Raw genomic sequence first — 22,181 nt, forward strand, 5'->3', positions numbered from 1 at the left:
CTTAAAAATTTATTTTACTGCGTTGCCTCTAGGTTATAAATATATGGAGTTTTGATTCTATTGCACTGAATTTATAAGTATTTTATGATGAAAAAATTCTTTTCATTTAAATGGATTTGAGTATGTTAAAAAAATCTTTGGGAGTGATGGCCTTAACATCAGGCATTTGTTCTTTTGCTTTTGCTGCTGATTCGGTTCCGCCACAAGCTAATTCTACTAATACTTCTTCTAGTGCTTCAGTCCCTTCAAGTTATTTACCCGTAGTGATTCATGAGACTTTTGCGAGTATTTTGCAGCGTATGAGCAGCGAGAAACAAGCAATCAATGAAAGGCAGCAAGAACTCTTAAAACAACGTTATGATTTAAGTAATAAACCCTCTCAAACGGCAAAGATGTCGAATGGCAAACCTGTGCAAGAAGGGGTTCGAGTGAAGTTGCCTGAGGGCGCAACATGGGACCAGCTTGCCAAAATGAGTCCTGAGGAGATTAAGAACAAAGGCCTTTTTCCTCAGGGCTTCTTACCGTTACCCCATCCTAATCATCCTGAAGGAGGAATGTTATTTCCCAAGTTTTCTATAAATGAAATTAAAAAACAAGAAGACAGGGATCTGACACGATTTGATTTGGATTTTGATATTCCTGATCATTTTTTACCACCTCATCCAGCACCGATCTATTTAGTTACCCGACCTGATCTTGGAGACGTTTCCCAAGGTAAACTGGTAACCATTGAAAATTATTATGAATTGTTTAACGGTCTATTGAATCCCAAACAACTGGAAGGTTTGCGTCTGTTAGTCACTCCATTTCCACAACAACAATTTAACCAAACTGAAGACCGGCGTACGATAAGACCCAGTCGTGGAGTTGCTTGTTTTGATTGTCACGCGAACGGCCACACGAATAAAGCAACACATTTGGTGGGTGATATTAGGCCCCAGGAGTTTCGCCATCGTATCAATACCCCAACATTGCGCGGTTTAAATATCCAAAGATTATTTGGATCTCAGCGTGCATTAAAAACAGTGGAGGATTTTACTGAATTTGAACAAAGAGCAGCCTATTTTGATGGTGATCCTGTGATTGCGACCAAAAAAGGGGTCAATATTTTGGAGCGTGGCAGCCAAGTTCACTTCATGTCTGAGTTTCAGTCTATTCTTGATTTTCCTCCAGCGCCTAAATTAACCTGGGAAGGAAAATTGGATCCAGCTAAAGCGAGTCCAGCGGAGTTACGTGGACAGGAGCTGTTTTTTGGCAAGGCAAAATGCTCTGGTTGTCATACTCCTCCTTACTATACTGACAACTCCATGCATAATTTACAAACCGAACGATTCTATCAACCACAAATGATCAATGGCATGAAAGCAGTTGGTGATGGATCTATAAAAACATTTCCTTTGAGAGGAATTAAAGATTCTCCACCTTACCTACATGATGGCCGTTTATTAACTCTGGCAGATACTGTAGAGTTTTTTAACTTGGTATTGCAATTACAGTTAACTCAAGAAGAGAAGGCAGATTTAACAACATTTATGGAAGCGCTTTAATACTCACTGTATAATCCTAGCCATGGGCTACAACCCCCATGGCTGTCAAGTTAAGCAGAAAAGTGGATGTTGTCATTCCTACGTATGCGGGCTCCATCCTGGACTGAGCGCCCTTGCCAATGTAAAAATGGATCCCCGCCTGCGGGGGAAGATGGCAATGGCGTCAACTTAAGGAAATCCAGGCATGCAGCAATTGTCTTGAATTTTATTTCAAGAAACTGGGCGGGGCTGAAAAGCAAAGCATAAAGTGGATGTGGTCTTCCTGCGAAGGCACAGGAATTCATCCGTGATTGAGCACATTGCCAGTATTAAAATGGATCCAGCTTTATGGGAATGACAGGTTTACTTGCGAATTGAGTAAAATGAAATACTAAATACCGGCCATGGGGTTGTAGCCGGCTACTTGTTTTATGATAAATGGTCTATCTTTAAATATTGAGATGGCAATCAGGTAATAAAAATCAGGGGGAAAGGCTATGAAAAAATGGGGACTTGCGATAATCGCATACGTTCTGGTACATCATGTTGCCTTCGCACAACAAAATTGGAATGCTTGGGTTTCTGGAATTAGGGCAGAAGCATTACAACAAGGAATATCACCAGAAATTTTTGATGAGGCATTTGCAGGAATCCATGAGCCAAGTCGTCAAATTAAAGGATTTTTACGTTCGCAACCAGAACATCGGCTCACGTTTATTAAATACCGCAATACGCGTGTGGATAATTATAGGATTGCCATAGGACGCAAGGAATTCAAAAAAAACCAGGCTGTATTAGAGGCGGTAGCCAAGCAATACGGAGTAAATCCTTGCTTTATCGTTTCATTTTGGGGAATGGAAACGAGTTATGGCACGTATATGGGTAATTTCCCTGTAGTGAAAGCTTTAGCTACGTTGGCATATGACTCTAATCGTAAGGATTTTTTCCGTAAAGAATTATTTATTGCTTTGCATATCTTGAATGAAGGACATGTGAGTCTCGCTGATTTCAAAGGAGAGTGGGCAGGCGCTTCAGGCCAACCACAATTTTTACCTTCAAGCTGGGTGAAATACGCTGTTGATTATGATGGGGATGGGCGAAAAGATATTTGGAGAAGTAAACCGGATGTCTTTGCTTCAATTGCAAATTATATGAAGCAAAATGGATGGCAAACAGGTGAACCATGGGCAATCCAGGTCAAATTACCTCATAAATTTGATATGGCTATGGAAGGAAAAAAAATTGTAAAACCTGTAAGTGAATGGAGTGCTATGGGCGTGCGTACTGAAGGAGGCGAGCTGCTACCTTTCCAAAATCTGCAAGCGAGTATTGTTCAACCATTAGGCGGACCAACCTTCCTAACCTTCCCAAATTATAAGATGATTTTACATTATAATAATTCCATCTATTATGCAGGAGCGATAGGTTATTTAGCAGATAAAATCTGCCAAGGACAACATAGGTAGAAATTATGGATGATTATCTTGATAAAACTGCCAGTTTAACTCCTCTAACAAAAAGGATAATCTGTGATAAAGCCACAGAATATCCTCATACTGGGGCATACAATTTTGTCATAACGCAAGGGACTTATTTATGCAGACGTTGTGGTTTGGCCTTATTTCGCGGGTCAAGCCAATTCAGCTCTGGGTGCGGCTGGCCAAGCTTTGATGATAACATCGTTCATGCAGTGAAACAGCTCCCAGATAGTGATGGCCAACGTACGGAAATCCTGTGTTCGCGTTGTGATGCTCATTTAGGTCATGTCTTTACTGGAGAGTATTTTACACAAAAGAATTTACGTCATTGCGTCAATTCCGCTTCCATTGATTTTGTTGCAGACAGCCAGGTATTGGATACTGAAGAAGCAATAATGGCTGGCGGATGTTTTTGGGGGGTTGATCATTTTTTAAAGCAAATCTCCGGAGTTCTTCGGGTTGAAGTGGGTTACACAGGTGGTGTTACCTCAGAGCCCAGTTATGACCAGGTGTGTCAGGGCAATACAGGCCATTATGAAGCAGTTCGGGTTATTTATGATAAAGCTAAGACGGATTACCACCAAGTACTAAAACGTTTTTTTGAAATCCATGATCCCACACAAAAGTCGGGCCAAGGTCCAGATATAGGTCAGCAATATCAGAGTGCTGTATTTTACTATAATCAGGAACAACTAGAAGAAGCAGAAACCTTAGTCCAAATGCTGCAAAAAAGAGGGTATCTGGTTGCGACTCGTCTTCTGCCAGTACAAACATTTTGGCCAGCAGAAGAATACCATCAGGATTATTATGCCAAACATCATAAAGCACCTTATTGTCATCAACCAGTAAATCGCTTTGATTAAGATTTTTGGATTGCAGGGGGTAATATGGAGTTTACTTTTCGAATTGCTAAGAAAAACGATAAAGAGGAAATCCTGGATTTAATAAAGAAGCTGGCTGAAGCTGAAAGAAAAAAACCTGAAGAGATAAATTTAACTTTGGAAAAAATTGAATCCCATGGCTTTGGTCGAAATAAATATTTTCATATTTTATTAGCTGAATCTAAGAAAAAACCAGCGGGTTACGCCTTGTACTTTTTCTCGTACTCTGCCTCGGCAGGAGCACCTATTTTGTATATTGAAGATCTCTTTGTCGATGAACCCTATCGTAATTTTGGTTTGGGCACTAGCTTATTAGCTCATCTTGCACGCCTGGCGATTGCAAAGGAGTGTTGTCGAATGGAAGGACATGCATTTACCTGGAATAAAAAAGCCATTGAATTTTTTGAATGTATAGGAGCATATCCGCGTACCGATTTGCTGCAATTTCGCTTATCGGACGAGCATTTAAGGAAATTAGCGGAACAAGAATAGAGTAAACTTATACCCCATTTTTCCCGGAGTTTCTCTCAGCCTCAATTTATTTCTATTTGTGCATGACGATACCCAAGAGAGGATCCGGCAATTGGATTTTAATCGAAAAAATCCGGCAATGATTGCACGCATCAGCGAATATGCAATACGCCAACACTTCATAAAAATAACACTGATAAAGCCCCAGACAGGCATGCTAAAAAAGACTAAGTGAGTAAAAAAGAGCCACGCCATTAAGGACTCTCGCCTTTCTCCCCTGCTTCCACGACTTGCTCGCGGGATCCAGTGATGTTGCGGGATTTAGAGGCCGAGGATAAGGTGGGAAGTAAGGCAACTTAATGCTGCAGGACTATTAGCAATGAGTATCTTCTTAAGTTAATTCTTGTAAGAGAAAAATACCGCTATTTTTCCCAAAATTAATTTTTCTGTTAGATTAAAATAATAAGCCCGTACCTATATACACGTAGTTCTACGTATTGATGCATCTTAAGCTCTATTTGTATAATTAATGTGTAATTTGGATTGAGGAGATAGTTAGAATGAATCAACCGCAAAGAATTTTTATTGTTGGGCATCATGGTGCTGGTAAAGGATTATTAGCAAAGTCTGTGGCTCAATCATTAGGGTGGCGATTTGTCGATGCGGATTTGGGGTTAGAGTTCCATGTTGGACGACATGTGTCGGAAATACTTGGAGACCCTGGGAGTGTAGCTTTTTATGAATGTCAGTTTGATATATTAACTTCCCTTTGTACCCAAGAGCATATCGTTGTGACAACTAATTCTAGCGTTGTTTTGTCATTAAAAAATCGTCAATTATTACGAGATGAAATGACTATATTTTTGGATGTGAGTACTCCGGTCCAAATCGATCGTACTGCTCGAAATACTACAAGTTTATTGCCTATATCAAGTCTGAGCGATTTTTTTGATCAACTACATGATGAGCGAGATAATTTATATAAAGAGGTTGCTACGCTAATTATTCAGGGTGATGATGGAAAATTAGAGGAGCATACGCGTGGTATTGTGAAGGCTGTGGTGGGGAATGAAGAAATGCTACCCCAAAAAAACCTAAAATCAATTTTGGAGAAAAAAGATTTCACCTTATACCATAAAGAATCCCACACAAAGGTTGAGTTATCTGAACAACAAGCCATATACCTCAAGTTGTTGGCACAAGGCAAAACAGCTAAAGAAATTGCGCGTGAAACTCATGTTTCTTACAGGACAGTCGAAGGGATGATTGCTAAATTAATGGAGTCGTTAGGATGTTCTTCCAGTAAAGAATTAATTGCTTTATTTCATGAACAGCCATGAGTCTAAACCTACTTCAAAAATATTCTAAAATGTATAAGATGAGCTAATGATAACCATGAGGGATCATCAGTTTTTGCTTATCGTTTATCCTGCGTCCGCGGCTTGTGCGAGATCTGGAGAGTAGGCAATTAACAGGATCCCGTCGCGGGACGTAGTAGTGGCGATATTTATGTGATCTAAACTCCAGTAAAACTATGGAGTCTGTTCTTCTTTTTTATATTGTTCATCCGCTTCTTTTGCCTTACGCTGATTTTCTTGCAACTGTAAAGCATCAAGTTGCTGTTGCCAGAGTATCCCAGCCTGGGCTCTGAGTTGGTTCAGTTTTCTTATTAATAACCCTAAATGTGTGGCCAGCATGGGGAGTTTCTTAGGTCCAAATACAATGAGGGCAACAATAAAAATAATAAGAAGTTCACCACCGCTCATGAGGATTTATTATCCTCTTTTGGCGGCTCATTTGTTTGTTCTTCATTTAAGGCTTTGCGGAAATTTCTAATCGCTTCGCCAAGATCCGTGCCTATAGTTTTTAATTTGGAAGTACCAAAAAGAGCAATAATAATAACCAGAATTAATAATAATGAAAGAGGGCTGATGCCGCTTAGTCCCATGTTAGTTCCTCGCACTACGGTTAAAAAGAACAAACAGACCCGTCAAAATAGCTCCTGTAAGAGCAAGTGGAGCGAGCTGTTTATTGTGAATAAAATGCAAATAGTCGAGCAGGCTTACTAAAAGAAAAGAAAGTCCTGCGCCCGTTGCAACGCTATTCCAGTGTACTGCTAATTTTTCATTTTCTGGCTGCGCATTAGCACGCTCTTTATTTATTATTAATTCTTCTTTCTTAAGCTCTAGAAAATCAAAGAGCAGTTTAGGCATATGCGGTAATTGTTCAGCAAAAAAAGGTAGATTCTTTTTTAATTGAGTAATGAATGCCTTGGGGCCGATTTGATCCCTTACCCACTTTTCAAGAAAAGGTTTGGCAGTGGCCCATAAATCCAAATCGGGGTAGAGTTGGCGTCCTAAGCCTTCTACAGCAAGCAGTGTTTTTTGCAATAAAATCAATTGTGGTTGAACTTCCATATGAAAGCGTCGCGCAACCTGAAAAAGACGCAATACCACTTGGGCAAATGAAATATCTTTTAAAGGTCGTTCAAAAATAGGCTCACATACTGTACGGATACTGCTTTCAAATTCATCAACACGGGTATCCCGGGCAACCCAACCTGACTCAACATGTAATTCGGCTACACGTCGGTAATCACGATTAAAAAAAGCCAAGAGATTTTCAGCTAAATATCGTTTGTCATTATCGTTTAGTGTACCCATAATCCCAAAGTCAATGCAGATATATTGCGGTTCTTTGGGATTTTTATAAGAAACAAAAATATTTCCTGGATGCATGTCTGCATGAAAAAAACAATCACGAAATACTTGTGTAAAGAAAATTTCTACGCCGCGCTCAGCAAGTTTTTTTATATCAATCCCATGAGCTTGCAAACTCGATAGGTCAGATACTGGTATGCCATGGATTCGTTCGAGTACCATGACGTTGGAATGTGAATAGTCCCAATATACTTCTGGAATATACAGTATGGGGGAATGCTCAAAGTTACGCCTTAACTGAGCAGCATTGGCTGCCTCTCTCAACAAGTCGAGTTCATCAATTAGGGTATGTTCAAATTCGGTTACAATTTCCCTGGGTTTTAAACGCCTAATCTCAGGCCAATATCGATCCGCCCATTTTGCAATAGTATGCATAATACTTAAATCTTGCTCAATGATGCGTCGCATCTTGGGCCTAAGTACTTTGACAATCACTTCCTCGCCTGTCTTCAAGGTTGCCGCATGCACTTGAGCCATAGAGGCCGATGCCAATGGGATTGAATCAAATTCAGCAAAAACTTCATAAGGAGATAAACCATAGGCTTGTTCAATAATAGCCATTGCGAGTTCACTGGAGAATGGAGGAACTTTGTCTTGTAATTTGCTCAGTTCAATCGCAATATCCAAGGGTAAAATATCGGGACGTGTAGAAAGGGCCTGACCGAATTTAATAAAAATAGGACCAAGCTTTTCCAATGATTTACGAAGTGCTTCACCATGGGTTAACTGTTCTTTACGAAACCAGTTCCAGGGATTTAAATAAACAATAAAACGCAGAGGCGCAAATAACCTTAATGAAACAACTACATTATCTAGCCCGTTTTTAGCCAGAACATGATTGATATGGATAAGGCGAATGAGTTTTTTAATGGATTTCATAGCGGCTTATTAGTTGATTTATATGGGCTTGCAAGCGCTCAACAGTTAAGGATAACTCATCGACTTCAACAAAAAAATCTTCCAGCTCATATTTTGTAGGAAACAGACGCAATTCTTCTTGCAAGTATTCAGACATATTCTGGCGCATGGAATCATCCAATCTCTTTTTGAATGCCAATCCTTTACGTACAAAAGAACCTATCTGATGAGCAACTACATCACCGGTAAAATGAGCCAGATGTCCTTCCCAATCGATATCCATTTCATCAAACAGTTTTTTTACGTGTTGCCCTAATTCTGTATCGCCAGTCATGCGGATTTTATCATTAAATAAAGAGCGTGCCTTGGATGCAGGTAATAAACTAAGCCGAATTAAACCTAAAGGATTGCTATGGATGATTGTGTCTGCTTTTCTCTCGTAGCTATCCAGCAAGATGATTTCACCGTCTTTAAAAAGGATGAAAAAATTAACATTTAAAGGACTTATAATCATTTCAAGAGCTTTATTATCAAGCGCTTTCAGTTTGGCTGGCATCTGTTCATCCAGTCTGGCGGCTTTGTTAATGGCTATTTGGAGGGCCTTTAGAGAATATTTTTTTAACATAATGAACTCAATATTTATAGGCAATGTGCAAGGCAACTATGCCGCCGCTAAGATTATCATAATGGCAATCTTCAAATCCCGCATGCTCGATCATTTCTTTTAGTTTGGTTTGATTCGGGTGCATGCGTATGGATTCAGCAAGGTATTGATAACTGGCTTTGTCTTGCGCAATAAACCCACCTATTTTAGGTAAAATATTAAACGAATACCAGTCATAAATAGGCTTTAAGCCAGGAAATGTGGGGGTTGAGAATTCAAGAATCATTAATTTCCCACCGGGCTTGCATACACGATACATCGAACGAAGCGCCTCTTCCTTATCCGTCACATTCCTTAAGCCAAATCCCATAGTAATGCAATGAAAACTATTATCAGCAAAAGGAAGACATTGGGCATTCCCTTGTACATAATCAATATTTTTATATAAGCCTTCATCCAATAGGCGATTACGTCCTACATTCAGCATGGCTGAATTAATATCCGCTAGAACAACACGGCCTAAATCTCCGACTTTTTTGCATAACAAACGGGTTAAATCCCCACTGCCTCCTGCTAAATCTAAAACAAACTGACCGGGACGCACTTGGCTAAGCTCTACGGTATAGCGTTTCCACAAATGGTGAATACCTAAAGACATTAAATCATTCATCACATCATAACTTTTTGCGACGGAATGAAAAACTTCCGCTACTTTCTTTTCTTTCTCATCCCAGGCAACAGTGGAGTAACCAAAATGAGTTTCTTTTTCTTGATCAGCCATAGAGGAACACGAATTTGTTATTTAATGCTCCATATTAACTGATTTTAGTCAAGATACCCAGCCCTATATGTCTTAGCTTATTGGGTAAAATCCCAATGGACTTTGATTTTGCATTATTATTTCGCATGAAAAGATTCATCCAGATATCCTCCAGTACTGTTCTGATTTTTTGTAATGAAATTATTTCCCAACTTGAGTTTTCTTTTTTCTTGCTCCCGACAAAGAACACGAATTTGTTATTTTATTTTCCATATTAACTAATTTTGAGTAAGATACCTGGTCTTATATGTTTTACTTATTCATTAGATGATTGGAACGAACACAGGAATATATTTTATTTAATTGCTTTATTGCTGATCAATTTTAATTTTTTAAAAAACAAGAGGTAAAAAATTTATGAAATCAATTCTCGAACTTATTTCTATGATTGGCGAAGACTATACTTCGGCGATAACTGAAGTTAAAAGCAGAATCAATCAGGTAATGGAATTAACTGAGGGTGGATTTAGCATAGGCGAATCAACCAGCCGCGATAGTGAGGATGGGGCGTTAACTGATTTAAGGACCTCACAACCTTTAATAACTTCGGACCCTAAGACAACAGAAATAAGAAGACGTTTGACCTTATTACAAAATAAATACAATTTCATTAAATTTGAAGAAAAAATTAATGCAGAAACGAATCAATCTACATTTATTATTACCGACGTTGCTTACCCTGAATTTCTTAATAATACTAAAACTAATTTTCAATTCCCAACAGAAGAGGGTATACATTCCCCTGAAGTTAATTCCGTCATTATCAGGAATGGATTACATGATATCCGGTGTAGATATATTAAAGTCCAAGTGGATAATCAAATGACCTATCCTATTCAGGATTTACAAACATTAGAAAAACCCTTTCCACAAGAAGAACACAATGATGTAATCACCTGTACGAAAAGTAATTCCGGTGATAATTTTTCTATCATTGACTTCATTGCATCTCAAGATCAAACAGATTTTTATGAGATTAAGAGTATGCTAAATCAATTCTGCGATTTGACGAATAATGAGTTTTCACTTTATTTTCAATCCAGTAGTCCCGGATTTCCAATTGATCTTAGAGTTTTTTTCGATAAAGAGGATGTAAAAGGAAAAAATGCTCAATTAAAGCTTTCAGGTTTTGTCCAATTTGGAGGCAGTTTAATTTATGAAGTAAAGTCTTCAGAAGATTCTAATCAAATAGCGATTATTATAAAAGCAGTTAATAAAGCTCATTTAGAGAATTATTTTACCAATAAAGAAAAAATGCATTTAGAAGGAAAGCAACTTGAAAGAGCCCTTGCTTTAATTAAAGAGCATTTTCCAGATGATAAACACATTCAAGATTTGGTTATTGTTAGTGGGGAAGGAAGTTATACGAGACCTTTTCCGCATATTCGCACCCAAAAATTTTGGTCTGTTAGCCAAGTTGATCCAAAAACAATTGCAAGGCTGACGCTCCTTGAAAAGCTTGGTTGTATTGATTTCGATCAGAGACCGGAAAATAGATTTACAGTGGAGAAACGCAATAATGCACGTTACATTAGAGGAGGCGTCGCGCCTGTTAACTTCCACAATGATAACTACCAATTTATCATTGTGCCTAAAAATTTAAGTCTTTTAGATGAAAAACTTAATTTAGTGTCAAATAGCTCATTTATGTTCAATTGAAATACTATTTAGACCTATTATTGGCTCTCCTCAGTTATCAGCGGTTATATCACTTTGGAGAGCTGCTTATGAAATAATAATTAATATCTATAATTTAATATATTTTTATTGATAAACGATAAATTCTTGATATAATTTCTACACGTATTTATTCATAGGTATTTATCATGCAAAAAATAAAAAAAACCAGTCATATTCTTTACCTGCTATTTTGTGCTCTTTGCTGGCTCATTCCCTTAATTACAACCTTTTTAATCTTATTTAAGTTCGATTGGATGTGTTATATAGGAGCCTGGTCTTCTTTAATTTCTACAGAACAGATCCGTGACCCATCCCATTTTTCTTGGCTGCATCGGTTTATCGTATTGGTGATTGAATGGATGCCGCTGACCATCACCATTTTAATTTGCCATAAATTAGCCAAGCTATTCCATCTTTTTGAGAGCGGTTATCTGTTTGAAGAGGAAAATATCAAATTAATTAAACAGGTAAGTATTTACATGATTTTGGGTGAGTTGGTGCAGTTATTTTATCAACCGCTTATGACTGCAGCCCTTACTTTTGCTAACCCTAAAGGCGAACGTCTTGCCAGTCTTACCTTGAATTCAGCGAATTTATCTACTTTAATTACGGCTTTTATTATTTTAGTTGCATCCTGGATTGTTCAGGAAGCACATCAACTAAAATCAGAAACGCAATTAACAATTTAAGGAATATTCTCGTGTCTATTATTGTTAATTTGGATGTGATGATGGCGAAACGCAAATGCAGGCTTAAAGAATTGGCAGAAGCAATAGGGATTACTGAAGCGAATTTGTCTATTTTAAAAAATGGTAAAGCTAAGGCAATACGCTTTGCGACATTGGAAGCAATTTGTGCCTATCTCCAGTGTCAGCCTGGAGATATTCTTGAATACCAAACGGAACCGCAGGATGATGTAGCGGGGCATAACGAAAACTCATCTTTTCTGTTGATGAAGGGGGGTTAACATTACTTCCATTCGCGCGATATCCAAAAATGCTTTGATGCACTTTTATGTTTCTGTTTGAAAGACAGGTTCCGTGGATGCGGACAGCATTGAGAGATCCTCGTAAATTCCTTTTTTGCTACGTACTGCGCTTTATGCGTGGTATCCAGAAAAATGTTTTGATGAACTTTTGAATTTATGTTTAAAGACAAGAGCTCCTGAATACCACGCATAAAGCGCGGTGCGTAGGGGGAGGGGTCAAGAACTATAAGTTAATAAAATAATTCAAAGGCTGGCTAATGTTTGCAGATATTTTTGTTCATCAGGGGGGAGGTTATTTTTTTGTGAGAGCCATAAGCATTCGGCTAATTGCTCCATCATTAAATGCTCTACGGATAATGGATCTTTGTATTTTTTGATTAAATTTTTATAAATTTCATGAATCCCAACAGGACGGTCAGTAGCGATTTGCTCTCTAATCGCAAGATGAAGACCCATATGCAGAAATGGATTTGCTTCCCCTGACTCGGGAAAATAAGATTGCTGCTGAAATTTATTCTGATTCTCAAGTATCTTATGATATTCAGGATGAGCCAATATCACTTGAACAATTTCATTTTCTAGGGGTGACAGCAGTTTTTGATGTTGATATTTTTCCCAGCTGGAAAAAAACATGTGTCGTGTTTCTTGAATAGTGTCACCGTAAAACATGTATTGCTCAATATTTATAAAAGCTTTGAGTTTAACTGAAGTAAGTAAGAACAACAATGGAAAATGTTTTTGGGCGAGCACTCCTGATTGACATGAATAAATGATTATGAGATATTCGCGTTGCGAGGTTGGACTTGCTATGTGTCATTCCACTGGGTCAATTGGCGACACACTGATTGGCCCTTTCTATTAAATTGATTTCCCAATTATCTCTGAAATTAAGCTTAAACAATCCGTACCGAGTTTAATACCTATGAAAGCCATTAGCATGCCGCTAATTAACTCAATTCCTTTCCATACATTTGCTTTGGTCAAAACGTCAGAAAAATATAGTGCTGTAAAGGTTAATGAACTAAACCAGACAAAGCTTGATGTGAGCACACCCAGTAAAAAAATAGGTTCCTGATTTGGATATCCGCTGCTGCCACCACCTATAATGACCAGCGAATCAATAATTGCGTGCGGGTTAAGGATACTAAACCCCAAAGCTAAGAGAATGATTTGGGCTCTGTTGCGTGGTTGGTGTATATTTTCTGCATCTTCCGATGATTTGGAAAATGCGTTGGCTAAGGTTTTGGCGGAATAAAAAAGTAAAAAAAGTGTGCCTAACAGCATCATCCATATTTGCAGAACAGGACGAAGCTGAAGCAATTTGTGCAAGCCTGCAATACTGGAGCAAATTAAAATAAAATCACAGATAAAACATATGACAGCAGAAAGAATCGCATGATTTTTTTGTGCGCCTTGTTTAATCAAAAAGACGTTTTGCGGCCCTAGAGCAATGATCAAAGATAAGCCTAAAAACAAACCATTGAGATAAACAAACATAATTGCAATATTAAAAAAAATCAAAGATAGCGATTATAACATTGCAACTTATGCATTGTGGAGTATAAAATGCGTCGATTATTCTGTCTCCGCAAGAGAAGCGTACAAAATAAGAACAAATAGGAGGGAGCGTGGGCTCTTTGTTACTAAGAAAGCTAATCGTCACTGCAACTTTGACGGTGCTTGGTCTAGCAGGTCAATTACTACATGCAGAAAATGCTGCGCCTGCCCAACAGAAATTACAAATTCATGACGGATATTATCCTGTCTATCCACCTACTGCTCCAGCCACAGGTGAACAACAGACTTTAATTGAGCGTGGAGAATATTTGGCAAAGATGGGCGACTGTATTTCCTGCCATACGAATGTCAAAGCAGGCACGCCCGCTTATGCAGGTGGGTTACCTATCGCAACTCCTTTCGGAACATTTTATAGTCCCAACATTACTCCCGATAAAGAAACAGGAATCGGTAATTGGACTGAAAAAGATTTTATCCGTGCACTTAAAGAAGGTCGCGATCCCAAAGGAAGAAATTATTTTCCCGTATTCCCTTATGTGTATTTTTCTAAAACCACCGAGGAAGATGCGCGTGCTCTATATGCTTATTTTATGAGCTTGCCGCCCGTTAATTTACCTAACAAATCGTTACCCTTCCCCTTTAATGTTCCTGGTGCTCGCTTTACCCTTTGGGGATGGAACTTATTATTTTTCTTTCCTGAAGGACATGAGTTTCAATATGAAAAAGGAAGATCTCCTGAGTGGAACCGTGGAAAGTATATCGTAGATGGCTTAGGCCATTGCAGTATGTGCCATACTCCATTAAATCCATTCGGAGCCCCAAAGAATAGATATTACCTGACTGGTGGATTTATTGATGGCTACTGGGCGCCAAACATTACTAAGTATGGTTTGGAAAGTGCAACTCATGAACAGGTCGCCGATGTATTCAAATATGATAAGCTCATTAACAATGCAGGGCGAGTAGCGGGTCCTATGGCTGAAGTTAATCGTAACAGTCTGATGTACTTAACTGACGAAGATAGAATGGCTGTCGCGACCTACCTTAAAACAGTTGTCAGCGAAGAACCTTTAGGGCTACCGCCTTCAAATGATCCTCCTTCCCTCGATCGTGGGAAGCAAGTTTATTTCACTGCGTGTGTGATTTGTCACCAAGATGGCGCGATGAGTGCTCCATTGTTGGGGAGTTCGGCAAGTTGGTATGAACGCTTAAAAAGCAGCGGATTAACTGGACTATATCGTCATGCAATCGATGGATTTAACTTTATGCCAGTTAAAGGTGCCTGCGTGACGTGTTCCGATAACGATATTATTTCAGCTGTGGATTTCATACTCAATGAATCATTGACTCGCACACAATTATTGGATCTCAAGTCTGGTGGTGCAAAAAAATACCCTGAAAGTGGTCAAGCCGTTTATAACGCGCATTGTGCTGCGTGTCATAATGATGGAAAAGACGGGGCACCTAAAATTGGCGATAAAGAAGCATGGAAATCCCTGATTGCAAAAAATGTAGATGTATTGATTGAAAATACTGTTCATGGAAAAGATCATCCGAAAAATGGAGGCTGTAATCAATGCACAACAAACGAAATTATCGAGGCAGTAAAATACATGGTCAGTCAATCTAAAACTGATGGGAACTACTCATTATGGTAGCCTAATTGATTGAATAGAGCCCTCACTTGATTGCGGGGGAAGATCAAAAGTTAAAAATGTATAAAAATAAATTGGAGCCAGGTCAGTCTGGCTTCTTGACAAGACGAGGAATGGGGATGTTAAACAGGTTAAAGATCTGTAGATTATTAACGATGCTAGGTATCTGGGCTGCGAGCCAACCAATATTCGCTGTGGATTTTTGGCAATTAAATATGTATCGAGGGGTTACTCCCATCAGTAAAGATGCATATTACCTACATATGGTGTGTATGGCAGTTTGCGCCATTATTGGGGTCGTGGTATTCGGCGTTATGATCTATTCCATGATCCATCATAGGAAATCCAAAGGATATAAGGCTGCATCATTTCATGATAATCCTCGCTTGGAAGTTGTCTGGTCGATTATACCTTTCTTGATTCTCGTTGGACTTGCAATACCTGCTACACGTGTTTTAATTCGCATGGATGATACCAAACAGTCAGAACTAACTATAAAAGTAGTGGGCTACCAGTGGCGATGGCAGTATGAGTATCTTGATCAGGGAATTAGCTTTTTTAGCACCTTATCCACGCCTTTTGCACAAATTCAAAATAAACAGAAAAAAAATGAGTGGTATTTATTGGAAGTAGATAAACCATTGGTTGTGCCTGTTAATAAGAAAATTCGCTTTTTAGTGACTTCAAATGATGTGGTTCATTCTTGGTGGGTTCCCGAATTAGGTATTAAACGTGATGCGATACCCGGCTTTATGTATGAGGCATGGGCTACAATAGATAAACCAGGAACTTATCGAGGTCAATGTGCTGAGCTTTGTGGGGTGAATCACGGATTCATGCCTATAGTTGTTGAAGCAGTAAATCAGCAAGATTTTGATAAGTGGGTAGCTGCGCAAACAAAAACCGGAGATCAGTATACTCAAGGGGAAGCTGTTGCCGCTCCACAGAAAACGATGACACGTGATGAGTTTCTTGCTTTTGGCAAGCAAAAATATGAACAATTTTGTTCCCCATGTCATCAACCTGACGGTAGGGGTATACCGCCTATGTACCCAGCTCTTAGGGCCAGTTCAGTAGCGACCGGTCATCCTGTTTCACGGCATCTAGATATAATACTTAATGGTGTTGCCGGCTCAGCAATGCAACCTTATAAAGATCAACTTACAGATGAAGAAATTGCTGCAATTGCTACATATGAGCGCAATGCCTGGGACAACAACACTAATGATGTAGTTCAAGCCGCAGAGGTTGCTACACAACGTCAGAAAGCTAATCAACAACCAACCATGGTTAATAAAGTTCAAGCTGGAGGTTTGCAATGAGTAGTTATACATTAGCGCACGATGAGAAACATGACGATCATGGTCCTGAACAGGGTAAGGGCGTCTTAGGATTTATAAAACGCTGGCTGTTTACTACAAACCACAAAGACATAGGCACACTTTATTTGTGGCTTGCAATGTTCAGCTTCTTTTTAGCGGGTGGCATGGCCTTAATTATTCGGGCAGAATTATTTCAGCCAGGACATCGTTTCGTTGATCCTAATTTCTTTAACCAAATGACTACCCTGCATGGCTTAATCATGTTGTTTGGGGTGGTAATGCCAGCATTTACTGGAATGGCAAACTGGCAAATTCCAATGATGATAGGCGCTCCCGATATGGCGTTGCCACGTTTAAATAACTGGAGTTTTTGGATTTTACCTTTTGCTTTTACATTATTACTTTCAACTACATTCCATGCTGGAGGCGGTCCTAACTTTGGCTGGACCATGTATGCACCTCTCTCGACTACTTATGCACCTCCAAGCACCGATTTTATGATTTTCTCGATACATATGATGGGTCTTTCATCCATTATGGGTTCAATTAATATTATTGCTACTATATTAAATTTACGTGCCCCCGGCATGACCCTGATGAAAATGCCAATGTTCGTATGGACCTGGTTAATTACTGCCTTTTTATTGATTGCAATTATGCCTGTATTGGCTGGAGCGGTAACCATGATGCTGGCTGATCGTCATTTTGGTACCAGCTTCTTTAGCGCGGCCGGTGGTGGTGATCCCATATTGTTCCAACATGTATTCTGGTTTTTTGGACATCCTGAAGTGTATGTTCTCGTATTGCCTGCTTTCGGGGTTATCTCTGAAGTTATCCCTACCTTTAGCCGTAAACCTTTATTTGGCTATTACTTTATGGTTTATGCTACAGTCAGTATTGCTATCTTGTCATTTATTGTCTGGGCGCACCATATGTTTACAACAGGTATCCCTCTGGGCGCAGAATTATTTTTCATGTATACCACGATGCTTATTGCGGTTCCCACCGGCATTAAAGTATTTAACTGGGTAAGCACTATGTTCCGTGGCTCTATGACTTTTGAAACACCCATGTTATTTGCATTGGCATTTGTATTTTTGTTTACTATAGGAGGATTCACAGGACTGATGCTTGCGTTGGTTCCTGCAGATTTCCAATATCAAGATAGTTATTTTGTCGTGGCTCATTTCCATTACGTTCTGGTTCCAGGTGTAATTTTTGCCCTATTCTCCGCCACATATTACTGGCTTCCTAAGTGGACCGGGCATATGTATAACGAACTGTTAGGTAAATGGCACTTTTGGCTGTCTGTTATTTCGGTAAATGTAGCCTTCTTTCCAATGCACTTTTTAGGATTAGCAGGCATGCCAAGAAGAATCCCGGATTATGCATTGCAATTTGCTAATTTCAATATGGTCTCTTCAATTGGTGCCTTTATTTTTGGATTCACACAGCTCTTATTTTTATATAATGTAATTGCTACCATAAGGAAAAAGGGTACTAAAAAAGATATTGCTGCTGCAAGATCATGGGAAGGTGCATATGGCTTAGAATGGACATTACCTTCGCCACCTCCCTACCATACTTTTACCACTCCGCCCAAGTTAGATTTATAGGTTAGCTGTATGAAAAAACAAAATGGGCATCACCGACTACTCGTTATATTATCCGGCCTCGTGCTGGGGATGTTTGCCTTTGGATTTGCATTAGTGCCCATTTACAACAGTTTGTGTAAATCATTGGGCATTAATGGTAAAACAAATCCTGAAGCGGTAGCATATGATGTAAGCAAAGCTAAAGTAGATAAAAGTAGAGAAATAACCGTTGAATTTGTTGCTACAAATAATAGTGGTGTTCCTTGGGCATTCTATCCAAAAATGCGAAAAATCAAGGTACATCCTGGCGAAATAGCCAAGCTGTCATTTTATGCAGAGAATAAGACGGATCATCAGATGACTGTACAGGCTATACCCAGCGTCACACCGGGTATCGCTGCTAAATATCTGAAAAAGACAGAGTGTTTTTGCTTTGCGCGGCAAACATTGAATGGACATGAAGCAATGAATATGCCTTTGTTATTTCATCTGGATGCGGATTTACCCAAAAAAGTACAGACGGTTACGCTGTCTTATACTTTATTTGATGTAACAGACAAAGGTTGATATGCGGCTGCATATTTTGAATGTATAGAACTTTATGTTAAACACACAAATAACTGCATGCTGCAAATCAAAATTGGCAGGTCGAACAATTTATAGATTACGCTCTTCCACTAAAGAGTGCGTTGAAAAACAGATTATTGGAACAGGAGATTGAAATATAATGGGAGGACATGGTACTTATTATATCCCTAAACCGAGTCATTGGCCTTTGGTTGCATCAATTGGGTTAACTACTACTCTCGTGGGTGCTGCATCTTGGCTTCATCATGACTGGTATGGTCCCTACATATTCACCATTGGTTTTGCAATCATGGTTTTTATGCTATTTGGATGGTTTGGCCAAGTAATTTATGAGAACTCGAAAGGAGTCTATGACGAGCAAGTTGATAGATCATTTCGTTGGGGGATGTGCTGGTTCATTTTCTCTGAAGTCTGCTTTTTTGGAGCATTTTTCGGTGCCTTGTTCTACACCCGACTCTGGTCAGTTCCACTTTTAGGTGGCGAAGTACATCCAATTACCCACTTTACTCTCTGGCCTAATTTCGAGGCAACCTGGCCTGTGCTTGTTAATCCGGACAATCAAATTTTTGCTGGAGCGCATGACGCAATGGGAGCTTGGGGGTTAGCAGCAATAAATACACTTATTTTATTAACCTCAGGGGTAACCATTACCTGGGCACATTGGGCTTTAAAATTACAGAAGCAAAAGCAGTTAATTCTCGGGATGATTTTAACTATTGCATTGGGGGTGACGTTCCTAGCGTTACAAAGTTATGAGTATCATGAAGCATATACCGAGATGAATTTAACTTTAGCTTCAGGTATTTATGGAACGACGTTTTTTATGCTCACAGGATTTCACGGGTTGCACGTAACCATTGGTACAATTATGTTGATTGTAATCACCATTCGCTGCAAACGGGGTCATTTTACGCCAGAACGTCACTTTGCATTTGAAGGGGTAGCATGGTATTGGCACTTTGTGGACGTGGTTTGGTTGTTCCTGTTTGTTTTTGTTTACTGGTTATAAATAAATCGATATCCAACATAGGCTGGGCTGTTTGAAAGCCCAGCATATTAACACATCTAACTCATTTTTCCTGCAAGAGACTCCCGGTCTCTTAACCACCTCTTGCCTACGCCCGAGTCTTGTCCGCGGTATGTCGGAGTAGCCCCGAACTGTTTTTTCAGCGATGTATCGAAGATTCAGAAAGACTTAGGGGTAAATGGGCAGCCCTCGTTGCTATCGTACATTTATAGTCCTATAAGCGCGTATTGATCAATAAACCAGGCTGGAATTGGATTTCACGAATTGTTAACTGATAAGTAAAGAACGAATGCTCAAATTTAATTTCCTGAATGATTGCTTGACCCCGGAAATGCTTTGCTAAAAAAGAGACCTCGATATATTTTTCAATATACGCATCACATTTAAACTCAATGTTTTCTTCAGATAAACTGAGAAGTTGGCCTGAATATTCTTCGTCGCCAATTTTTATTAGAATGTATACGGGTTGAACAGGCTGAATTAACATTGCAGTCTCCAAGCAATATAACCAGCTTATATAATAAATTGTAGCCTAATTATTTATTTTTTCAGAAGTTCAAGAAACCTCTTCCAAACTTTACTGGGGAGCATTGAGGGCGAATCTGATTCATAGAAAATGAAAAGCCGAAGCAAATACTGCCAATCAACACCGTAAGTGCTCAATCCAACTGTCGAGCCTGGGCTATTACTCAACATCAACCAAATCCGGTTTCGTTGCGCTAAACCAAGGCTACAAATACAGTTAAGCAGTTAGTATGCACTAATAAGCTGATCAATAATGTTTTGCAAACTGTGTTCGTTATCATAATGGATGACTAAGGAGCCTTTACCTGATTTGCCAGGTTTAAGCTTAATGGGTGTTTGCAAATGTTGTGAGAGATTTTTCAATTGATCTTGATAGTGAGCAAGATCTATAGGCTGTTGTTCTTCTTTTGTTTTACCCGATTTAATCCGCTCAACGAGCTTTTCAGTTTCACGCACGGATAAGTTCTTAGCAACGATAAGTTGAGCCACTTGATTTTGTTGTTCTTCGTCTAGCATTAGCAGAGCACGTGCGTGCCCCATATCCAGATCACCATGTTCTAAAAGCTTTTTGACACCGAGTGATAATGCCAGTAGTCGTAAATAATTGCTTACCGCAGTTCTGGACTTACACAAGAGATCTGCAACTTGTTGATGGGTTAAAGAAAATTCATGCGTGAGTCTATGCATGGCTCGCGCTTGATCCATCGCATTCAAATCTTCACGTTGCAAATTTTCCACTAAGGCCATAGCCATCGCTGTTTCATCATCAACTTGCTTCAAAATAACTGGAACTTCTGTGAGTCCAGCTAACTGACTTGCACGCCAACGCCGCTCGCCGGCAATAATTTCATAGCGGCCAGTATTCAGTTCACGAACCAAAAGAGGTTGTAGCAAACCCTGTTTTTTGATTGACTGGGCAAGTTCCATTAGGGGAGCTTCTTCCATTTCACCACGGGGTTGATATTTTCCAGGTTGCAAACACTCAACCGCAAGTTTAAGAATTTCAGTTTGAGGTTTTTCATTTAAAAGAATACTATTTGATTGACTTAATAAAGCGGATAAGTTACGCCCTAAACTACTACGTTTTACTGTCATAAATTACCCCAATTATCCTGCAACAGTCTGTTTATTAATCAACTCAGAGGCGAGTACCATATAGGCTGCTGCGCCTGGAGATGTTTTATCGTAATGTAAGGCTGGCAATCCATGACTTGGTGCTTCAGCAAGTCTGACATTACGCGGTACTACGGTTCTATAGACTTTAGTTGGAAAATGTTCTATGAGTTGCTTTGACACCTCAGAACACAATCGATTACGCGCATCGTACATGGTTCTCAACACTCCCTCAAGATGCAATCGAGGATTTACCGAAGCTTTAACTTGCTCAATAGTTGAAAGCAGAGCAGCCAACCCCTCCAGAGCATAGTATTCGCATTGCATGGGGATAAGAACAGAATCCGCAGCAACAAAAGCATTAATTGTCAGCGTATTCAACGCGGGTGGACAATCAATCAGCACAAAGTCATAATTATTTTGAATGGGTTGCAATGCCTTATAGAGGAAAGTTTCACGATGATTGCGTTCCATCAGACTCACTTCCGCAACAGTTAAATCATCGTTGCCGGGTATTAAATCATAACCACTTGTTGTGGAAAGACATGCATGATTCGCAAGACAATCATGAAGTAAGACATCATTAGTCGTATGCACCAATTGGCTTTTATCGACGCCACTACCCATGGTGGCATTGCCTTGGGGATCCAAGTCGATCAGTAAAACTTGTTGTCGATTTGCTGCCAAAGAAGCCGCTAAATTAATCGCAGTAGTGGTCTTGCCTACTCCGCCTTTTTGATTGGCAATGGCTATAACTTTTGCCATGATTTATTCCTTGGTTAAACCCGGGTAAGTAAGAAACTGTAAAGGCC

The 22,181-nt window shown here is 39.4% G+C and carries 23 protein-coding genes; 13 read left to right on the forward strand and 10 right to left on the reverse strand.

The features are described from left to right. Positions 1 to 122: 122 nt before the first annotated feature. From LXO92_RS02800 to LXO92_RS02820, 5 genes are all read left to right on the forward strand, one after another. Positions 123 to 1,547 carry a cytochrome B6 gene (locus tag LXO92_RS02800; RefSeq protein ID WP_182351234.1) on the forward strand — a complete coding sequence of 475 codons (1,425 nt, stop codon included), beginning with the start codon at positions 123 to 125 and terminating at the stop codon, positions 1,545 to 1,547. A gap of 476 nt (positions 1,548 to 2,023) precedes the next feature. Further along, complete coding sequence (locus LXO92_RS02805; protein ID WP_182351235.1) at positions 2,024 to 2,992, forward strand: lytic murein transglycosylase; 969 nt, start codon at positions 2,024 to 2,026, stop codon at positions 2,990 to 2,992. A gap of 5 nt (positions 2,993 to 2,997) precedes the next feature. After that, a complete protein-coding gene (locus LXO92_RS02810; RefSeq protein WP_232890356.1) occupies positions 2,998 to 3,867 on the forward strand; it encodes a bifunctional methionine sulfoxide reductase B/A protein in 870 nt (289 codons plus the stop codon). Positions 3,868 to 3,891: 24 nt separating this feature from the next. Next, a complete protein-coding gene (locus tag LXO92_RS02815) occupies positions 3,892 to 4,377 on the forward strand; it encodes a GNAT family N-acetyltransferase (protein WP_232890357.1) in 486 nt (161 codons plus the stop codon). 539 nt (positions 4,378 to 4,916) lie between these two features. After that, complete coding sequence (locus LXO92_RS02820) at positions 4,917 to 5,696, forward strand: shikimate kinase (protein ID WP_232890358.1); 780 nt, start codon at positions 4,917 to 4,919, stop codon at positions 5,694 to 5,696. Positions 5,697 to 5,888: 192 nt separating this feature from the next. Here the strand turns inward: LXO92_RS02820 and LXO92_RS02825 are convergent, their stop codons facing one another. Genes LXO92_RS02825 through ubiE form a run of 5 tightly spaced genes read right to left on the reverse strand, consistent with a single transcriptional unit; the run spans position 5,889 to position 9,319 of the window. Further along, positions 5,889 to 6,122: a Sec-independent protein translocase subunit TatA/TatB gene (locus LXO92_RS02825; RefSeq protein ID WP_232890359.1), complete on the reverse strand. Its 234-nt coding sequence runs from the start codon at positions 6,120 to 6,122 to the stop codon at positions 5,889 to 5,891. Then, positions 6,119 to 6,304: a twin-arginine translocase TatA/TatE family subunit gene (gene tatA, locus LXO92_RS02830; RefSeq protein WP_182351240.1), complete on the reverse strand. Its 186-nt coding sequence runs from the start codon at positions 6,302 to 6,304 to the stop codon at positions 6,119 to 6,121. Before tatA ends, LXO92_RS02825 begins: the two co-directional genes overlap by 4 nt. Position 6,305: 1 nt before the next feature. Then, positions 6,306 to 7,955, reverse strand: coding sequence for a ubiquinone biosynthesis regulatory protein kinase UbiB (ubiB, locus tag LXO92_RS02835; RefSeq protein ID WP_182351241.1), 1,650 nt, complete (start codon positions 7,953 to 7,955; stop codon positions 6,306 to 6,308). Continuing rightward, the gene (locus LXO92_RS02840) at positions 7,942 to 8,559 is read right to left on the reverse strand and encodes a ubiquinone biosynthesis accessory factor UbiJ (protein WP_182351242.1); all 618 of its coding nucleotides are present in this window, start codon (positions 8,557 to 8,559) and stop codon (positions 7,942 to 7,944) included. The genes ubiB and LXO92_RS02840 overlap by 14 nt, the downstream gene beginning before the upstream one ends. A gap of 7 nt (positions 8,560 to 8,566) precedes the next feature. Beyond that, positions 8,567 to 9,319, reverse strand: a complete 753-nt coding sequence (gene ubiE, locus LXO92_RS02845; RefSeq protein ID WP_182351243.1) for a bifunctional demethylmenaquinone methyltransferase/2-methoxy-6-polyprenyl-1,4-benzoquinol methylase UbiE — start codon at positions 9,317 to 9,319, stop codon at positions 8,567 to 8,569. A 396-nt stretch (positions 9,320 to 9,715) separates the two neighbouring features. Here ubiE and LXO92_RS02850 point away from each other — a divergent pair, with 396 nt between their 5' ends. The 3 genes from LXO92_RS02850 to LXO92_RS02860 all read left to right on the forward strand — a co-directional run bounded on the left by LXO92_RS02850 (position 9,716) and on the right by LXO92_RS02860 (position 12,005). Continuing rightward, positions 9,716 to 11,017 (forward strand): hypothetical protein, encoded by a 1,302-nt coding sequence (locus LXO92_RS02850; protein WP_232890360.1) that lies wholly within the window; start codon positions 9,716 to 9,718, stop codon positions 11,015 to 11,017. Positions 11,018 to 11,184: 167 nt separating this feature from the next. After that, positions 11,185 to 11,727 (forward strand): DUF2975 domain-containing protein, encoded by a 543-nt coding sequence (locus tag LXO92_RS02855; RefSeq protein ID WP_182351245.1) that lies wholly within the window; start codon positions 11,185 to 11,187, stop codon positions 11,725 to 11,727. A gap of 11 nt (positions 11,728 to 11,738) precedes the next feature. Continuing rightward, entirely contained in the window at positions 11,739 to 12,005 is a 267-nt protein-coding gene (locus LXO92_RS02860; protein WP_182351246.1) for a helix-turn-helix domain-containing protein, read from the forward strand. A gap of 264 nt (positions 12,006 to 12,269) precedes the next feature. Here LXO92_RS02860 and LXO92_RS02865 read toward each other — a convergent pair whose 3' ends face one another. Together LXO92_RS02865 and LXO92_RS02870 are read right to left on the reverse strand one after the other, a co-directional pair. Beyond that, positions 12,270 to 12,695 (reverse strand): DUF1841 family protein, encoded by a 426-nt coding sequence (locus LXO92_RS02865; protein ID WP_232890361.1) that lies wholly within the window; start codon positions 12,693 to 12,695, stop codon positions 12,270 to 12,272. A 189-nt stretch (positions 12,696 to 12,884) separates the two neighbouring features. Beyond that, positions 12,885 to 13,523, reverse strand: a complete 639-nt coding sequence (locus LXO92_RS02870; RefSeq protein WP_182351248.1) for a LysE/ArgO family amino acid transporter — start codon at positions 13,521 to 13,523, stop codon at positions 12,885 to 12,887. 131 nt (positions 13,524 to 13,654) lie between these two features. Between LXO92_RS02870 and LXO92_RS02875 the strand changes: the two genes are divergently transcribed. The 5 genes from LXO92_RS02875 (at position 13,655) to LXO92_RS02895 (ending at position 19,713) form a co-directional block, all read left to right on the forward strand. Further along, on the forward strand, positions 13,655 to 15,202 hold the full coding sequence (locus tag LXO92_RS02875; protein ID WP_182351249.1) for a c-type cytochrome: 1,548 nt from the start codon (positions 13,655 to 13,657) through the stop codon (positions 15,200 to 15,202). Between the two features lie 116 nt (positions 15,203 to 15,318). Continuing rightward, positions 15,319 to 16,521, forward strand: coding sequence for a cytochrome c oxidase subunit II (gene coxB / locus LXO92_RS02880; protein ID WP_182351250.1), 1,203 nt, complete (start codon positions 15,319 to 15,321; stop codon positions 16,519 to 16,521). Continuing rightward, positions 16,518 to 18,137 (forward strand): cytochrome c oxidase subunit I, encoded by a 1,620-nt coding sequence (gene ctaD / locus LXO92_RS02885; RefSeq protein ID WP_182351251.1) that lies wholly within the window; start codon positions 16,518 to 16,520, stop codon positions 18,135 to 18,137. The genes coxB and ctaD overlap by 4 nt, the downstream gene beginning before the upstream one ends. Positions 18,138 to 18,146: 9 nt before the next feature. Next, positions 18,147 to 18,683: a cytochrome c oxidase assembly protein gene (locus tag LXO92_RS02890; protein WP_182351252.1), complete on the forward strand. Its 537-nt coding sequence runs from the start codon at positions 18,147 to 18,149 to the stop codon at positions 18,681 to 18,683. A 160-nt stretch (positions 18,684 to 18,843) separates the two neighbouring features. Further along, positions 18,844 to 19,713: a cytochrome c oxidase subunit 3 gene (locus LXO92_RS02895; RefSeq protein WP_232890362.1), complete on the forward strand. Its 870-nt coding sequence runs from the start codon at positions 18,844 to 18,846 to the stop codon at positions 19,711 to 19,713. Between the two features lie 232 nt (positions 19,714 to 19,945). Here LXO92_RS02895 and LXO92_RS02900 read toward each other — a convergent pair whose 3' ends face one another. The 3 genes from LXO92_RS02900 to LXO92_RS02910 all read right to left on the reverse strand — a co-directional run bounded on the left by LXO92_RS02900 (position 19,946) and on the right by LXO92_RS02910 (position 22,134). Then, positions 19,946 to 20,218 (reverse strand): hypothetical protein, encoded by a 273-nt coding sequence (locus LXO92_RS02900; protein ID WP_182351254.1) that lies wholly within the window; start codon positions 20,216 to 20,218, stop codon positions 19,946 to 19,948. Between the two features lie 263 nt (positions 20,219 to 20,481). After that, on the reverse strand, positions 20,482 to 21,351 hold the full coding sequence (locus LXO92_RS02905; RefSeq protein ID WP_182351255.1) for a ParB/RepB/Spo0J family partition protein: 870 nt from the start codon (positions 21,349 to 21,351) through the stop codon (positions 20,482 to 20,484). A gap of 12 nt (positions 21,352 to 21,363) precedes the next feature. Further along, positions 21,364 to 22,134: a ParA family protein gene (locus LXO92_RS02910; protein WP_182351256.1), complete on the reverse strand. Its 771-nt coding sequence runs from the start codon at positions 22,132 to 22,134 to the stop codon at positions 21,364 to 21,366. Between the last annotated feature and the right edge of the window lie 47 nt (positions 22,135 to 22,181).

It is taken from the genome of Legionella resiliens, from assembly GCF_021344005.1.
In the GTDB taxonomy this organism is placed as follows: Bacteria; Pseudomonadota; Gammaproteobacteria; order Legionellales; family Legionellaceae; genus Legionella; species Legionella resiliens.

Bases quoted from the DNA above. Each gene is read 5' to 3' on its own strand.
- LXO92_RS02800 (WP_182351234.1), top strand. From the start codon at position 123: ATGTTAAAAAAATCTTTGGGAGTGATGGCCTTAACATCAGGCATTTGT.
- LXO92_RS02805 (WP_182351235.1), top strand. From the start codon at position 2,024: ATGAAAAAATGGGGACTTGCGATAATCGCATACGTTCTGGTACATCAT.
- LXO92_RS02810 (WP_232890356.1), top strand. From the start codon at position 2,998: ATGGATGATTATCTTGATAAAACTGCCAGTTTAACTCCTCTAACAAAA.
- LXO92_RS02815 (WP_232890357.1), top strand. From the start codon at position 3,892: ATGGAGTTTACTTTTCGAATTGCTAAGAAAAACGATAAAGAGGAAATC.
- LXO92_RS02820 (WP_232890358.1), top strand. From the start codon at position 4,917: ATGAATCAACCGCAAAGAATTTTTATTGTTGGGCATCATGGTGCTGGT.
- LXO92_RS02825 (WP_232890359.1), bottom strand. From the start codon at position 6,122: ATGAGCGGTGGTGAACTTCTTATTATTTTTATTGTTGCCCTCATTGTA.
- tatA (WP_182351240.1), bottom strand. From the start codon at position 6,304: ATGGGACTAAGCGGCATCAGCCCTCTTTCATTATTATTAATTCTGGTT.
- ubiB (WP_182351241.1), bottom strand. From the start codon at position 7,955: ATGAAATCCATTAAAAAACTCATTCGCCTTATCCATATCAATCATGTT.
- LXO92_RS02840 (WP_182351242.1), bottom strand. From the start codon at position 8,559: ATGTTAAAAAAATATTCTCTAAAGGCCCTCCAAATAGCCATTAACAAA.
- ubiE (WP_182351243.1), bottom strand. From the start codon at position 9,319: ATGGCTGATCAAGAAAAAGAAACTCATTTTGGTTACTCCACTGTTGCC.
- LXO92_RS02850 (WP_232890360.1), top strand. From the start codon at position 9,716: ATGAAATCAATTCTCGAACTTATTTCTATGATTGGCGAAGACTATACT.
- LXO92_RS02855 (WP_182351245.1), top strand. From the start codon at position 11,185: ATGCAAAAAATAAAAAAAACCAGTCATATTCTTTACCTGCTATTTTGT.
- LXO92_RS02865 (WP_232890361.1), bottom strand. From the start codon at position 12,695: ATGTTTTACGGTGACACTATTCAAGAAACACGACACATGTTTTTTTCC.
- LXO92_RS02870 (WP_182351248.1), bottom strand. From the start codon at position 13,523: ATGTTTGTTTATCTCAATGGTTTGTTTTTAGGCTTATCTTTGATCATT.
- coxB (WP_182351250.1), top strand. From the start codon at position 15,319: ATGTTAAACAGGTTAAAGATCTGTAGATTATTAACGATGCTAGGTATC.
- ctaD (WP_182351251.1), top strand. From the start codon at position 16,518: ATGAGTAGTTATACATTAGCGCACGATGAGAAACATGACGATCATGGT.
- LXO92_RS02890 (WP_182351252.1), top strand. From the start codon at position 18,147: ATGAAAAAACAAAATGGGCATCACCGACTACTCGTTATATTATCCGGC.
- LXO92_RS02895 (WP_232890362.1), top strand. From the start codon at position 18,844: ATGGGAGGACATGGTACTTATTATATCCCTAAACCGAGTCATTGGCCT.
- LXO92_RS02900 (WP_182351254.1), bottom strand. From the start codon at position 20,218: ATGTTAATTCAGCCTGTTCAACCCGTATACATTCTAATAAAAATTGGC.
- LXO92_RS02905 (WP_182351255.1), bottom strand. From the start codon at position 21,351: ATGACAGTAAAACGTAGTAGTTTAGGGCGTAACTTATCCGCTTTATTA.
- LXO92_RS02910 (WP_182351256.1), bottom strand. From the start codon at position 22,134: ATGGCAAAAGTTATAGCCATTGCCAATCAAAAAGGCGGAGTAGGCAAG.